This window comes from Nocardia sp. CA-129566 (genome assembly GCF_050956075.1).
Lineage (GTDB): Bacteria > Actinomycetota > Actinomycetes > Mycobacteriales > Mycobacteriaceae > Nocardia.
In genome coordinates this window covers 7,192,439-7,205,921 of sequence record NZ_CP192085.1, presented here as the reverse complement: position 1 = coordinate 7,205,921, position 13,483 = coordinate 7,192,439, and the positions used below count along the sequence as shown (strand labels likewise).

The 13,483-nt window shown below is 67.3% G+C and carries 14 protein-coding genes; 7 read left to right on the top strand and 7 right to left on the bottom strand.

Features of this window, described 5'->3' with window-relative positions:
• Positions 1-2 precede the first annotated feature (2 nt).
• Positions 3-404, bottom strand: coding sequence for a DUF1707 domain-containing protein (locus tag ACQP0C_RS31865; protein WP_433725974.1), 402 nt, complete (start codon positions 402-404; stop codon positions 3-5).
• A 26-nt stretch (positions 405-430) separates the two neighbouring features.
• Positions 431-1,156 (bottom strand): DUF899 domain-containing protein, encoded by a 726-nt coding sequence (locus tag ACQP0C_RS31860; protein WP_433725972.1) that lies wholly within the window; start codon positions 1,154-1,156, stop codon positions 431-433.
• A gap of 156 nt (positions 1,157-1,312) precedes the next feature.
• Here ACQP0C_RS31860 and ACQP0C_RS31855 point away from each other — a divergent pair, with 156 nt between their 5' ends.
• Positions 1,313-2,233, top strand: a complete 921-nt coding sequence (locus tag ACQP0C_RS31855; protein ID WP_433725970.1) for an NADP-dependent oxidoreductase — start codon at positions 1,313-1,315, stop codon at positions 2,231-2,233.
• Between the two features lie 2 nt (positions 2,234-2,235).
• Here the strand turns inward: ACQP0C_RS31855 and ACQP0C_RS31850 are convergent, their stop codons facing one another.
• Positions 2,236-2,862 (bottom strand): TenA family protein, encoded by a 627-nt coding sequence (locus tag ACQP0C_RS31850; RefSeq protein ID WP_433725968.1) that lies wholly within the window; start codon positions 2,860-2,862, stop codon positions 2,236-2,238.
• A gap of 72 nt (positions 2,863-2,934) precedes the next feature.
• Here ACQP0C_RS31850 and ACQP0C_RS31845 point away from each other — a divergent pair, with 72 nt between their 5' ends.
• Positions 2,935-4,203 carry a phthiocerol/phthiodiolone dimycocerosyl transferase family protein gene (locus tag ACQP0C_RS31845; protein WP_433725966.1) on the top strand — a complete coding sequence of 423 codons (1,269 nt, stop codon included), beginning with the start codon at positions 2,935-2,937 and terminating at the stop codon, positions 4,201-4,203.
• Positions 4,204-4,225: 22 nt separating this feature from the next.
• On the opposite strand, the gene ACQP0C_RS31840 is transcribed toward ACQP0C_RS31845, so the two are convergent.
• Complete coding sequence (locus ACQP0C_RS31840) at positions 4,226-4,621, bottom strand: PPOX class F420-dependent oxidoreductase (protein ID WP_433725964.1); 396 nt, start codon at positions 4,619-4,621, stop codon at positions 4,226-4,228.
• 48 nt (positions 4,622-4,669) lie between these two features.
• On the opposite strand from ACQP0C_RS31840, the gene ACQP0C_RS31835 reads away from it, so the two are divergent.
• Together ACQP0C_RS31835 and ACQP0C_RS31830 are read left to right on the top strand one after the other, a co-directional pair.
• Positions 4,670-5,092, top strand: a complete 423-nt coding sequence (locus ACQP0C_RS31835) for a MarR family winged helix-turn-helix transcriptional regulator (RefSeq protein ID WP_433725962.1) — start codon at positions 4,670-4,672, stop codon at positions 5,090-5,092.
• A 95-nt stretch (positions 5,093-5,187) separates the two neighbouring features.
• Positions 5,188-6,639, top strand: a complete 1,452-nt coding sequence (locus ACQP0C_RS31830) for a molybdopterin-dependent oxidoreductase (RefSeq protein ID WP_433725960.1) — start codon at positions 5,188-5,190, stop codon at positions 6,637-6,639.
• 251 nt (positions 6,640-6,890) lie between these two features.
• Here the strand turns inward: ACQP0C_RS31830 and ACQP0C_RS31825 are convergent, their stop codons facing one another.
• A complete protein-coding gene (locus tag ACQP0C_RS31825) occupies positions 6,891-7,709 on the bottom strand; it encodes a MerR family transcriptional regulator (RefSeq protein WP_433725958.1) in 819 nt (272 codons plus the stop codon).
• 44 nt (positions 7,710-7,753) lie between these two features.
• Positions 7,754-9,736 (bottom strand): TPM domain-containing protein, encoded by a 1,983-nt coding sequence (locus tag ACQP0C_RS31820; RefSeq protein WP_433725956.1) that lies wholly within the window; start codon positions 9,734-9,736, stop codon positions 7,754-7,756.
• A 31-nt stretch (positions 9,737-9,767) separates the two neighbouring features.
• Between ACQP0C_RS31820 and ACQP0C_RS31815 the strand changes: the two genes are divergently transcribed.
• The gene (locus tag ACQP0C_RS31815; protein WP_433725954.1) at positions 9,768-10,442 is read left to right on the top strand and encodes an MBL fold metallo-hydrolase; all 675 of its coding nucleotides are present in this window, start codon (positions 9,768-9,770) and stop codon (positions 10,440-10,442) included.
• A 12-nt stretch (positions 10,443-10,454) separates the two neighbouring features.
• Here the strand turns inward: ACQP0C_RS31815 and ACQP0C_RS31810 are convergent, their stop codons facing one another.
• On the bottom strand, positions 10,455-11,375 hold the full coding sequence (locus ACQP0C_RS31810; RefSeq protein WP_433734715.1) for an NAD(P)-dependent oxidoreductase: 921 nt from the start codon (positions 11,373-11,375) through the stop codon (positions 10,455-10,457).
• Between the two features lie 131 nt (positions 11,376-11,506).
• Between ACQP0C_RS31810 and ACQP0C_RS31805 the strand changes: the two genes are divergently transcribed.
• Entirely contained in the window at positions 11,507-12,190 is a 684-nt protein-coding gene (locus tag ACQP0C_RS31805; RefSeq protein WP_433725953.1) for a YdcF family protein, read from the top strand.
• A 6-nt stretch (positions 12,191-12,196) separates the two neighbouring features.
• Positions 12,197-13,459 carry a deoxyguanosinetriphosphate triphosphohydrolase gene (locus ACQP0C_RS31800; RefSeq protein ID WP_433725951.1) on the top strand — a complete coding sequence of 421 codons (1,263 nt, stop codon included), beginning with the start codon at positions 12,197-12,199 and terminating at the stop codon, positions 13,457-13,459.
• Positions 13,460-13,483 lie beyond the last annotated feature (24 nt).

Genomic DNA, 13,483 nt, shown 5'->3' with positions numbered 1-13,483 from the left:
ATTCAGCGACTATCCGGCTTCCGTTGACTCGACTGGACGATCATCCCGATCGCGGTCGGGATCAGCAGCGCGCATCCCCATGGCACCGCCACCCAGAACGGCCAGAAGTAACCCGCGCCGGTCGCCACCCAGATCGTGAGGCACAGCGCATTCACCGCGGCCCAGGGAATCCACATGATGATGACCCACTGCGGCACCCGCTGTGTCACCGTCGCCGACTTCCGTGGCACGGGCAGATCCGACAGCAGCGGACTCAGCTCGCCATAGGTCTTCGCGGCGTAGACCTGTTTCAGCCGATCGTCGTATTCGTGCAGCGACAACCGGCCGTCGTTCATCGCCACCCGCAATTGTTCGGCGATCTTCTCGCGGTCTGCGTCCGATGCCCGCAGCCTTTCCTCACCCACGGGTGTCAGCTTAGGGCCTGATGCCGTTAGTGGCAGTGCGATTCGGGGCTGTCGTAGCGATCATGGTGCACCGCCTCGCCGACATGCTTCTGCCTGCCCAGCGGGGTGAGGTCCAGGAAATTGTGGGTGCCGATATGGATGTCGCCGCCCCGGGCATAGGACGAATAGGTGTGGAATACCGAAGCATCGTCATCGCGCCAGAACACGCTGGTGCCCGGCTGTTCGCCGTCGGTGAAGTAGCTCTGGCCCGCCGCCTCGAGTTCGGCCTTGGTGCGGTAGTTGTATTCCACGGGTGCGACGGATTCGTCCTGGGTGACGTGGAAGTCGTAATTGAAGTCGCTGCCGAACGAGGAGTACATCGGGAAGGTCCACCCCATGCGTTCCCGGTATCGGTTCAGCGTCTCCCACGGCCCGCGGGAGATCACCGCGAAACTGGTGTCCTGGGCATGCAGATGGGCCAGAGGCCCCACGTTGTCGAGGAACATGGCGCAGCTCGGACAGCCCGCGTCCAGATCCCAGCGCCACATCATGTGGTAGACGATCAGCTGGCGGCGCTTGTCGAACAGGTCGGCCAACTCGACCTTGCCCGCCGGACCCTCGAAGACGTACTTCTTATCGATCGCGACCATCGGCAGCGCGCGGCGCTTCTCGGCCAGCGCGTCCATGCGATGGGTGAGCTCCTTCTCCTCGGCCAGCAGGCCCTTGCGGGCGGTCAACCATTCCTCGCGGGAAACAACGGCCGGACGATTCATGATCATCTCCTAGTTTCGGTGAGACCGGTCCACGTAGGTAGACCGGGCAGCCGCGCGGAAATCATCGGTCCGGTGCGAAGGGCATGGAATTTTCTGCTGGGGTTACTCCGTTGACGGTCGATGTGCCGTATGTCACCTACTAGGCGGGAGCCGGACATGGCTAGAGCTGTGAAGTTCGATCGTTACGGCGGAATCGAAGAACTCCAGGTAGTCGAGGTACCGACGCCGAAGGCGGGCCCGGGACGGGTGGTCGTCGAGGTCGTCGCAGCGGGGATCAATCCAGGGGAGGGCTATATCCGGACGGGCGCGCTGCACGAGCGCTGGCCCGCGACATTTCCCTCCGGCGAGGGCACCGATTTCGCGGGTCGCGTCGTCGATATCGGGTCCGGTGTCGGCGGGGTCGCGATCGGCGACGAGGTGCTCGGTTTCACCGACGAGCGGGCCAGCCACGCCACCCACGTGGTGGTGCCCGCCGAACAGGTCACGCCGAAGCCCGCGGGGCTGGACTGGGATGTCGCGGGTTCGCTCTATGTCGCTGGCACAACGGCTTTCGCCGCGGTGCGCGCGGTGGCCGCGGGACAGGGCGATACGGTCGTGGTCTCCGGCGCCGCGGGCGGTGTCGGCTCGATCGCGGTGCAGCTCCTGCGGGTCAGGGGCGCAACGGTTCTCGGTATCGCGAGCGAGGCCAACCACGACTGGTTGCGCAAGGTCGGGGCGCTCCCCGTGGCCTATGGCGTGGGGCTGATCGACCGGATCCGTGCGGCCGCCCCCGATGGCGTCGACGCGTTCATCGATACCTTCGGAGCCGATTATGTCGAGCTAGCAGTCGAACTCGGCGTGCCGGTCGAACGCATCGACACCATCATCAACTGGGCGGCCGCCGAGAAGTACGGGGTGAAAACCGAGGGCAATGCCGCGGCGGGCACCATCGATGTGCTGGCCGAACTCGCCGGGTTGGCGGCCGCGAGCACGGTCGAGGTGCCCATTGCCGCCGTCTACCCGCTCGACAAGGTCCAAGAGGCCTATCGCGAGCTGGAGCAGCGTCACACCCGCGGCAAGATCGTGCTGCACCCCTGACGTCACAGCGGTACGTCCCAGAAGTCGTATTCGTGGCGCATCCCCTGAAGGAAGAGCTGCTCCGCGCGCGCCGGATCGCCGCCCGCCTCGTCGAGCATCTGCCCGCAGCGACGGGTCAGCGCGGCGAACCCCGGATCGGCGTAGGTGTCGACCCAGCGCCGGTACCGGGGCTCCGACGGCGGGTTCTCGGCGAGAATGGCGCCGAGCGTCGAGTATCCCCACATGCACGGATACAGCGCGGCGAGTCCGTCGGCATAGGACGCGGCCGACTCCAGCAGGAACGCGGTGTAGGCCGCGCACGGTGCACCCTTGGTCGCACCGTCGAGGTCCGCGCCGAATTCGGCGGCCAGCGAGCGGTGCAGCGACAGTTCCTCGTGGTAGGTGGCGTGCGCGAGGTCCACCAGATCGCCGAGGTGTGCCGCGGGCGCCTGCCAGGCCAGGCGGGCGAACACCCGGACGTAGTCCAGCAGGAACAGATAGTCCTGTTCGAGCCAGGATCGGAACACCGGCTCGGGCAGCCGGCCGGTGGCGATGCCCACCACCGTCGGGTGCCGCAGCTGGCTTTCCACCAGCGGAAAGCCCAGCTCCTGCAGATGTGCCGTAAGACTGATGTGTGCCGCGGGACTCATGTGGGCAGTCTCTCTCAGTCGGAGCGAGTTCTGGTTTGCGCCCCGGTCTGCGTTTGTCGCACGCTGGGCGATGTGTCGTGGGATGAGGAGGAATTGGTGCGGGTGTTGGGTGCCTCGGAACAACGTTTCGTACGCGCGGGGACCTACACGGGACGATCCGTCACGGTTGTCGGTGATCTCGATACGACAGTGTTGGGGGCGGCCTTCACCGCGCTACAGCGCGCCTATCCGGTGGTGACCTGCCGGATCTCGGAGGACAGCACGGGCCGGGGCTATCTGCTGCGGCCGGGCGAACGGCCGGTGGTCGGGATGACGGCGAGTCAGGGCGATCCGGATGTGGTCCGGATTCCGGATTCGATCGATCCGGCCGGACAGCTCGCGTACCTGGATGTCGTGCTCTCCGAGCGGGGCCGGTCGCGCGTCACATTATTCGTCCACCACAGCATCGCCGATGCGGGCCACTGCGTCGAATTGCTCGCCCGGCTATGGGACTTCTACACCGATTACGTCGAATTCGGTACGACGACGGTCGTGGCGCACGACTACCCGCAATCGCTGGAATGGCATGTGACCGCACGCGGCATCACCCGTGGCTCGGTCTCCGGATTCGAGGATGTGACCCGGCCACCGGAGGTCGTGGTCGTACCGCCCGCGCCCGCTATCCCCGCGCCGGCATCGATGGTCCGACCCCGGCGCATCATTCTGGACGAACCGGCGACCGCGCGCATCATCGGCCGCGGGCGGGTTCCGGGGGTGACGGTCAACGGATTGGTCACCGCGGCCCTGCTGCGTGCCTTCGCCTCGGAAAAGGCCGGGGCCACCGGGGATCCGGTTCCGCTCGGCTGCCTGTATCCGGTCGACCTGCGCACCCGCCTCGAGCCGCCGGTCCCGCGCGCCGAGGGCACCAATATGGCGGGCCTGGCGTCCTTCGCTGCTCAGGTCGACCGCTCCGCGGACATTCTCGAACTGGCCGAGCGCATTTCGTACCGGCTGCGACGCGACCTGGCCGAGGGCATCGTCCAGCAGTCGGTCCTGCACTTCCCGAATTACTACGGCTCCACCAGGATCCACTCCCTGGCCGGGCACGTCGCGGTCACCAATACCGGTGCCGTCCCCACCTTCCGGATTCCGGCGACCATCGCGCTGACCGATTACGAGATCGTCTACGTCTCTGCGCATCCGCGTCCGTCCGCGGGTGCTGCCGCGGCGGTCACCTTCCTTGTCTACACCTTCGAAGGTCGACTCACCGTCGGCGTCCTCGGCGGCGGTGATGGCGACCGGCTCGTGACCGCGGTGCGCGGCGAGTTGACCGCCCTCGCGGAGGAAGCCGTCACCTCCTGACGGCGCGGCGGCTTTCGCCGCGCTATTGGAAGGTGGCGTGCGTCGGTCGCATCACCATCACGACACGGCGCTGATGGTCGGCGACGGGGCGCTGATAGGGCAGGTCGTAGCGGCGGGCGAGCACATCGAAGAATTCGCCGTTCGGATCGGGCTCGATGGCCTCGATGACGCCGCGGACCTCGAGGTAGCGATAGGGCTTGTCCGGGTCGTTGATGCTCACCGCGACGTCGGGATTCTGCTTGGTATTGACGGCCTTACGTCGATCGATAGTGGTGGTGAAGCGCAGCCGCCCGCCGTCCCAGACCTGCCACACCGGAGTCACCTGCGGGGTGCCGTCGGGGTTGAGCGTGGCGAGGTGGGCGAACAGCGGCCGCGATAGTAGATCGGCGTGGCTCTCGGGGATCACGGGATTGTCCATGCCTTTAATATTATCAAAGCTTTGATAGATGTCCTATCATTGACACTCATGGAAATGCCCGCGCACGAGCGGCTCGGTCTGGATGTCAAGCGCGCCGAGCAGGAGCTGATGGCCGTCAAACATGAGGCGGTCAAACCGCTTACGGTCCCGCAGTACGCCGCACTCTACGCATTATCGGACAATCCGGGCGTCTCCGCGGCCGCGTTGGCGCGCGCGTGTCTGGTTACGCCGCAAGCGATGACGGTTGTGCTCAAGAATTTGCAAGAGCGCGGACTGGTGGAGCGAACGCCGCATCCCTGGCATCGCGGTGTGCTCGAAACCAGGCTGACCCCGGCGGGCCGCAAGGCCTTCGCCAAGGCGGATGCGAAGGCCGCGGCCATCGAACGCCGAGTAGCGGAAGCGTTCACCGCCAAGGAGCGCGAACAGTTGCGGAAGTTGTTGACCCGCTTCACCGAGGCACTGCAGCAGTGATGCCGGTCGGCATGGGAATGCGCATGCCGGATCGGTAGGTTCGTAGGGAATGCTGATGGCGCGGCTGGTGATCGACGAAAGCGGGTGTTCGGACGGTGCGGACCAACGGAGACCGGGAACGCGGGGGTGGGCTCGCGGCCGCGGCGATCGGTATCGCGGCGCTGGGAGTCGGCGAGTTGATCGCCGCGACTCGCGGCGATTCCCTGATCGACGCCATCGGCCGGGTCATGACCGATACCGCGCCCGTGCCGGTGGTCGAGACAACGGTCGCGCTGTCGGGCAAGCACGACAAGGTCGTGACGCGGATCGGCGTCGGGGCCGGTGCGGTCGCCGCGACGGTCGGGCTCGGGGCGCTGTCGGATCGCGCGCGTACGCCCGCGGTCGCCGCCTTCGGTGCCGCCGCGGCCGCGCTGGGTTTGCGCCGACCGACCCGATCGCCCGCCACGGTCACGGGTGCGGCGGCCGCCGCCGGTGTGCTCGGCATCGGGCTGCGCAGGCGGCCCCGTGGGCTGTTCGGGGCGCTGGTGTCGGCGGGGGCCGGTGCCGGACTCTTGGCGGCGGCGCGGGCGCTGAATCGCGATTACGACCGCAGGCAGCACGAAGCGATCAATCGCGTCGGCCCGATGGGTGGCATCTCGGTGGTGCCGCAGGACGGGTTGGAGGATGAGCCCGGACTGTCGTCGCTGATCACCGCGAACCGGAGTTTCTATGTCGCCGATGTCAATCTGAGTCCGCCGCGCATCGATCCGGCCCGCTGGCGGCTGGCGGTCACCGGTAGGGTCGCGCATCCACTGCGGCTGTCGCTGTCCGAATTGGCTGCGGACGCGGTCGAATTCGACGCCGTCATGGTGTGCGTGCACAACCGTCCCGGCGAACGTCGCGCGGGCAATGGCCGCTGGTACGGGGTGCCACTGGCCACGGTGCTCGAACACGCGATCCCGGAAACGGGGGCGACCCGACTGGTCACCAGGGCCGTCGACGGTTACACCATCTCGCTACCGGTCGAACCGCTGCGCTGCGGCGAGTGGCCCGGGTATGTGGTGATCGGAGTGAACGGTGCGCCTCTCGCCCCGGAGCACGGCTTCCCGGCCCGTGTCTTCGTGCCCGGTCTCTACGGTCAGTACACCGGCGCGAAATGGCTTGCGGAACTGGAACTCACCGATGACAGCCACATCGACTACTGGTGGAAGCGCGGCTGGCCATCGGAGCCGATGTGGGTGACGCCACAGGCGCGCATCGATGTGGCCACGCCGGGCCGCGCGGCGGCGGGCAGCACCAGCATCGCCGGCGTCGCCTGGGCGCCGCCGCACGGCGTCGACGGCGTGGAACTGCGCATCGACGGGGGCGACTGGCGCCCGGTCGACCTCGGCACCGAAACCGCACCCGCCGCATGGCGTCGCTGGCGCACCACGGTCGACCTGCCCGCAGGCGAACACACCCTGCAGGCCCGCGCCATCAGCTGCTCGGGCGAGGTTCAAGACGGCACCGCACGCTCACCCTTCCCCTCCGGCCCCTCCGGCTTCCACACCCTCACCATCAAGATCTGACCGGCTGCGGCCGCTCCGCTCGCGCTGCCGCGGCGCTGTGCTGCATCGCGCGCCGTTTTGGACCCGGCGTCTCGTTGAATCGCGTGCGACGTTGGGCTGCCGCACTGCATTGAGCCGAGACCTCGTGTTGGACCGCGGCGTGCGTTGCCACGGGGCGTTGGACTGCCGGGCCGTCTTGTGCTGCGGCCTCGCGCTCCCGCACCCGTGTCGAGATCACCTGCTGGCCATGCGGGTGCGGGAGTGCGGGCTCGTCAGGCGGTGTGGATGGGCTCCTGTAGTTCGGTGACCCAGTCGCTCGGGTCCTCGGTGAACTCGAGGGTTACCTCGCGGGCGGGGCCGGCGGAGCGGTATCCGTTGGCGTCGATCCACTTGCCGAGGGACTGCCAGGGTTCGAGGACCTCGTCCATGCTGCCGCGGTGCACCACCGTCGCCGCCTGCGGCACCGCGGGCAGGTCGACGATCGTGAATTCGTGGGCGCCGGCGGGGTCGACATTGACCGGCATGGCGGCGTGCACGTTCACCGAACCGTCCGGCTGCTCCTCGTAGTAGGCGATCCCGGGACCGACGATATCGATGCTCGCCTGCGCCAGCCGGGCGCACAGCTGCTCGAACAACGGCCCGACCACCGGGCCGATCGTCTGCGGCTCGAAGTCGCTGGCGACACCGGTCAATTCGGCGACCCGCACGGCCGCAATGGACTTGATGACCACATCATTGGCGGGCATGGCGCCCTCCTTCTCGATAATGCGGAGCCTCGTCTCGACCTGGACCAGCCGGGCGCGGTCGCCGGTGATCCGCTGCTCCAGCTCCGCGCGGCGCAGCGCGAGCATGCCGCGCAGTTGCGCGGTGCCGACCTTGTCGTCGAGGATGCGGCCCACCTGTTCCAGGGTGAAGCCGAGATCCTTCAGCGCGACAATGCGATTGAGCCGAGCGAGCTGGCCGCCCTCGTAATAGCGATAGCCGGTGGCGGCGTCCACCCGGTCGGGCCGCAGTAGGCCGATCGCGTCGTAGTGACGCAGCATCCGCACCGATACCCGTCCGTGTCTGGCGAAGTCTCCGATACTGAACATGACGACTCCTGGTCTATGGCCTCACACGGTGTCAGGGTCAAGGTTCAGAAGCGACCACCCCGACTGATGCGGCGGGATCCGCTGGAGCCGCCGTACGACCCCGGGGTGTAGCCGCCGCCGGACCGTTGCCGGGCGGCGGTGCCCGCGCCCCGGAGCAGTCCCTCGATCAGGATTCCGCCGAGTACCGCACCCGCCTGCGCCGTCCCCGACGGCGGCTGGCTGCTCTCCCAGGCCCGCACGCTGGACTGCGCTTCCCGCAGTGCGCGACCGCCCAGATCCGCGGCGGCTCGAGCGCTGGCCAGGGCCCGGGTCGGATCTGTGGCGGAAAGCTGTTGTGCCGCATCGAGATTGCGTTGCGCCTCGGACAATCGGGTGCGCGCCTGCGCGTCGATACCGCCGCGTCGGGTGGTGATGTAGTCGGATGCCGCATCGATCCGCGCGCCGGCATCGGCGAGCGCCCGGTCGAGTCTGCGCCGCAGCTCCTCGGCGGCGAGTTTGCGGTCGGTGGCCGCCGCAGTGGCGAGGTCGAGCGCGCCATCGGCGGCCACCGCGGTGTGAAAGGCGTCGAGCGGATCACTGGTCGCGGTGGCGGCGGCGCTGGTCAGGGCCGCCTCCGCCGCGGTGATGGCCGCTTGCAGCTCGGCTCCGCCATAGCCCGTGAGCGCCTTCGCGCTGACGATATCCGCGCGCAGTTCCGCCAGTGCGGCGGGCAGCCCATCGGTCGCCTGCTGGATATTCGTGGCCGCATTGTCGACGGCGTCCAACAACGTACGCGCCTGTCCGATCGCACCTTCCGCGGCTCGGATCGCCGCGACCGCACCGCCCTGCTTGCCGACCGGTTGGCCAACGGCATCGCGACCCGCATCGACGTTCTGTTCCGCGAAGGTGATCCGCTCCCGCGCCATGGTCACGTTATCCCGCACGGGTGCGAGCACACTGGCCGGAAAGGCGGTGGTGAGCCGGGTGAGCTCGGTCTCCGAATTCGGTACGCGACCGGTCAACTCGACCAGATCCCTGGTCAGCCCGTCCAAGCGAGTGGCCGCATTGATGAGCAGATTCCGCATGGCATCGAATTCGGCCACCTGGCTGTCGAGTTCCCGATCGGCCCGCCCGACCGTACCGATCAGGTCGACCAGCATGGTGCGCTGCTGATCCGGCGTCTCGGGAATATCGTCATCCAGCTGCTGCCGGATCGAGAATGCCCTGGCGGCAGCGGTTTTCGCAGTCGCCAGGGCGGTGCTGAACGGGGTGACCGCGGTCGCGCCGAATTCGCCGGTCGCCAGCTCCAACTCCTCGGCACTGGTGCGCACCGCATTGTCGATCTCCACCAGCACCTCCTTCGACCTGGCCTGCAGCGCCTCGAGCGATAAGGCCGCGAGCGCGGTGGAATTGTCCGGGTCCAACTGCCGCGCCGCCGCCAATTCGGCACGTCTGCGGTCGCCGCGCCGCTTGCGCGAGTACAGCACCAGCCCACCGACGACGACCCCGATCACCACCGCGACGATCAGCAGTGTCCATCCACTGATGCGACCGCTGCGCATCGCCGAATCCAACCCATCCGCCATCGCGACCCCGGCCTCGGCCCACCGGCCGTCGCGTAGCGCGGGCTCCACATCGCGCGTCAGCACCGCGTCCAGCTCGGAATCGCTGACACCTCTCGGCAATTCGCCATGGAACGAATACGCCCGATCCTGCGTCGCGACCGCCAGCAACACATCACGGCCGCCGAATCCGGACAGCGTCGCTGTGCGGTCGGCCCATTCCGGCGGCCTCATCCCATTGAAATCGCGCACATAGACAACCCAGAGCCGCAGCTGATGATCGGCGTACAGGTCGTCGACCGCCGCCGATACCCGATCGAGCTGTCCCTGATCGAGCACCTGGGCCGCGTCGACCACATACGGTCCCATCCGCAGCGGCGGATCCGCGCCGACCGGGCCCGCGACCAGCGCGACACACAGGAACGCCACGCTCATTACCACCGAGGCGGCCCGGCGGATCGGACGAATCGGCGCTAACAACGGCATGGGATGAATCTAGCTGGCTAGCATCGATCCCGTGATCACGATCGACCTGCCGTACACCGGTCACGTGTCCCCTGGATCGAATCCGCAACAGCGGGACGTCCCCGGTGCCCGCATCATCAAAATGTCCGTCGGCGGGATGGACAACAATTGTTATCTAGTGCAGTGCGGCGTCACCGGTGCCGCACTGCTCATCGACGCCGCCAATGAACCCGACCGCATTATCGAACTCATCAACCAGGAAACGCCGGACCGCGTCGCCCTGGTCGTCACCACCCACCAGCATCGCGACCACTGGTGGGCCCTGGAAAAGGTCACCGCGGCCACCGGCGCACCGACCGCGGCGCATCCGCTCGACGCCGAACCCCTCCCGGTGCGCCCCGACCGATTGCTCACCGATGGCGATCTGATCGAGATCGGCGAGCTGGCCTTCGAGGTGATCCACCTGCGCGGACATACTCCAGGCTCGGTTGCCCTCGCGCTCGTGGACGGCCCGGGCGTGCACCTGTTCAGCGGTGACTCGCTGTTTCCGGGCGGAGTCGGCCGCACCACCAACTCGGAGGATTTCACCTCGCTCTACACCGATGTCACGACGAAGATCTTCGACCGCTATCCCGACGACGCCATCGTCTATCCCGGTCACGGTGACGACACCACCCTCGGCACCGAACGTCCGCACCTCGCGCAGTGGCGGGAACGCGGCTGGTAGGGCGAGGCCGGCTCAGGCCGCCCGGTCGCCGCGCGGATGCAGGCTCTCGAACATTCGCTCGCTGCTCTGCGCGCCGTATCCGTCGGCGACCTGGCGATCGACGAGATTCTTGATCGCGCCGATAACGTCCAGATCGACGCCCGCGTCGCGGCTGGCCGAGACGATGGCATCGAGGGCGGCCTTGGTGAAATCCAAGGGCTGGAACGGTTTCGAGTAGTCGCCGGAGTCGATGGTGGCTCCGGCCCTCGGCAACGATCCGGCCATCGCGGCCAGCCAGCCCGCGGTCCGGTGCCCGAAGTCCTCGGCCGAAATGCCGATCGTGCGGACCATGGCGGCGCCGTGGTAGAAGCCCGCGAACATGGTGTACATCCCGGCGAGCAGGGCGAAGTCGACGAGTGCGGCCTGCCCGGCATCCGCGCCGAAATACTCGGCGCTGCCCAGTGATTCGAGGGCGGCGCGGTGGGTGTCGAAGACCGATCGTGAGCCGCTGTACAGCAGCGACGAGCCGGGCTGCCCGATCATCGGCGGGGTGGCCATGATGCCGCCATCGAGGAAGTCGATGCCGTGACTCGCGGCCCATTCGGCCAGTTCGCGCGAGCCGCGCGGCTCGGTGCTGGTCAGATTCAGCAGCGCACGGTCGGCCAGGATGTCGGCCACCGGATCGAGGACCCCGTGCACGCTGCGGTGGTCGAGCAGGCACACCACCACGAGGTCGCTCGCGGCCACCGCTTCGGCGACGGTCCGCGCCGACTTCGCTCCTGTCGCAATCAGTTCCGCATCCCGGCCCGGGCTGCGATTCCAGACCGTTGTCGGATGTCCGGCGCGCACGAACGCTGATGCAAGCGCCTGTCCCATCGCGCCGAGCCCGAGCACCGTCACCGATGTCGTCATGTATCCACTCCTGAACGTTGTCGAAGGGTCTGGCGCCGGAATCCATTCTCGATTTGCACTGTACGAAGGACAAGTACTTACAAATAAGTATAGTACTTACCAAAAGGTAAGTATGGACAGTCGGTATCTGTCGGTGACGTACTCGCGGCTGATGACCTGGCAAACTTGGTGAGGTGAATTCGGCGTCCCTGGCCTCGGCTCCCGGATCCGCCCCGCCGCGCGCTGCCGGAGGCGGACTACTGCGCTGGGCTAGACGGCTGGTCACGGGCGCGATCTTGATGGGTGCGGTGCTGGTCGGCGGCACCGCATTCCGGGTGTGGCAGGTGGCGCGCATCGACGACTACACCAAGGCCGACGCGATCGTGGTGCTCGGCGCCGCGCAATACTCCGGCACACCGTCAACGGTTTTCGAGGCGCGACTCGACCAGGCCTACAAACTGTTCAAGGCCGGTGTCGCGCCCACGGTGATCACCGTGGGCGGTAAGCAGCAGGGCGATCTGTATACCGAGGCCGCCTCCGGCAAGAACTATTTGGAGGAGCGGGGGATACCCGCCGACCGGATTCTCGCGGTCGAGACGGGTTCGGACACACTGCGCAGTATCGAGGCGGTCGCGACGGCCATGAGTGCCCGGGAGATGTCGTCGGCGGTGCTGGTCAGCGATCCATGGCATTCGCTGCGCACCAGAACCATGGCCCGCGACGCCGGACTGGACGCATGGACCGCACCCACGCGCACCGGCCCCGCCGTCTACACCAGGGAGTCGCAGGCGCACGGAATCGCCAGGGAGACCGGCGCTTTGCTCTGGTATCAACTCACCCACTTCTCGTCGGACTTCAAATACTCAGCGGGGCAGTGAGATCCGATGGGCCATCGCTATACTGGGCACGACCGCGAGCGCATGGTGGTCGAGGGCGCCAAGACCGCCGGACTCGGCCCGCCGCGCAGTGAATTCGAAACCGGTCACCGCACCGAATTCGCCCGCGACCGCGCCCGGGTGCTGCATTCCGCGGCACTGCGCAGACTCGCCGACAAAACCCAGGTCATGGGGCCACGTGACGGTGACACCCCGCGCACACGCCTGACCCATTCGATCGAAGTGGCGCAGATCGGACGCAGTATCGCCGACGGTCTCGGCTGCGATCCGGATCTGGTCGATCTGGCCGGATTGGCGCACGATATCGGCCACCCGCCCTATGGCCACAATGGTGAGCAGGCCCTCGACAACTTCGCCGACGCGTTCGGCGGATTCGAGGGCAATGCGCAGAATCTGCGCATCCTCACCCGGCTGGAACCGAAGGTTCTCGATGCGGACGGGACCAGCGCTGGTTTGAATCTGACCCGCGCCGCTCTCGACGCGGCCATCAAATACCCTTGGGGCAGAACAGGTTCGGGCACCAAGTTCGGTGCCTATGATATCGACCTGGACCGCCTGGAATGGGTGCGCAAGGATGCGCCGGACGGGCGTAAGAGCCTCGAATGCCAGATCATGGACTGGTCCGACGATGTCGCGTATTCGGTGCACGACGTGGAGGACGGCGTGATCGCGGGGCGCATCGAATTGCGGGCCCTCGCCGATCCCGCGGAACAGGCCGCCTTGGCCGAGCTCGGACATGGTCAGCACCCGTCGCTTTCGGTGGACGACCTCGTCGGCGCCGCCCAGCGGCTCTCCGAACTGCCGGTGGTATCCGAAGCCGCGTCGTATGACGGAACCCTCGCCAGTTCGGTTGCGTTGAAGCACCTCACGAGTGAACTGGTCGGCCGCTTCGCCACCGCCGCGATCATGGCCACCCGGGCGGTCGCCGGGGTACGCGCACTGTCCCGATATGCCGCCGACCTGGAGATTCCGCCGATCGTCGCCGCCGAGGTGGCAATGCTCAAGACGGTCGCGCTCCGCTATGTGATGTCCGATCCGGATCACAAACAGCGCCAAGCGGTGCAGCGCGAGCGGATTCTGATGGTCGCGAACCGGCTGCTGGCGACGGCACCGCACGGTTTGGATCCGCTGCTGCTGCCGTGGTGGCATGCCGCGAGCGACGACACCGCGCGGGTCCGGGTGATCGTCGACCAGATCGCGTCGTATACCGAGAGTCGGCTCGAACGCATATCGCGATCGCTGGCCGAATAGCCCGCTGGTTCAGACGCGTGACCA

What these genes read in the sequence shown, in the direction of transcription:
- ACQP0C_RS31860 (WP_433725972.1), bottom strand. Translation starts at nt 1,156, where the DNA reads ATGAATCGTCCGGCCGTTGTTTCCCGCGAGGAATGGTTGACCGCCCGC.
- ACQP0C_RS31855 (WP_433725970.1), top strand. Translation starts at nt 1,313, where the DNA reads ATGGCTAGAGCTGTGAAGTTCGATCGTTACGGCGGAATCGAAGAACTC.
- ACQP0C_RS31850 (WP_433725968.1), bottom strand. Translation starts at nt 2,862, where the DNA reads ATGAGTCCCGCGGCACACATCAGTCTTACGGCACATCTGCAGGAGCTG.
- ACQP0C_RS31840 (WP_433725964.1), bottom strand. Translation starts at nt 4,621, where the DNA reads ATGGACAATCCCGTGATCCCCGAGAGCCACGCCGATCTACTATCGCGG.
- ACQP0C_RS31835 (WP_433725962.1), top strand. Translation starts at nt 4,670, where the DNA reads ATGGAAATGCCCGCGCACGAGCGGCTCGGTCTGGATGTCAAGCGCGCC.
- ACQP0C_RS31825 (WP_433725958.1), bottom strand. Translation starts at nt 7,709, where the DNA reads ATGTTCAGTATCGGAGACTTCGCCAGACACGGACGGGTATCGGTGCGG.
- ACQP0C_RS31820 (WP_433725956.1), bottom strand. Translation starts at nt 9,736, where the DNA reads ATGCCGTTGTTAGCGCCGATTCGTCCGATCCGCCGGGCCGCCTCGGTG.
- ACQP0C_RS31800 (WP_433725951.1), top strand. Translation starts at nt 12,197, where the DNA reads ATGGGCCATCGCTATACTGGGCACGACCGCGAGCGCATGGTGGTCGAG.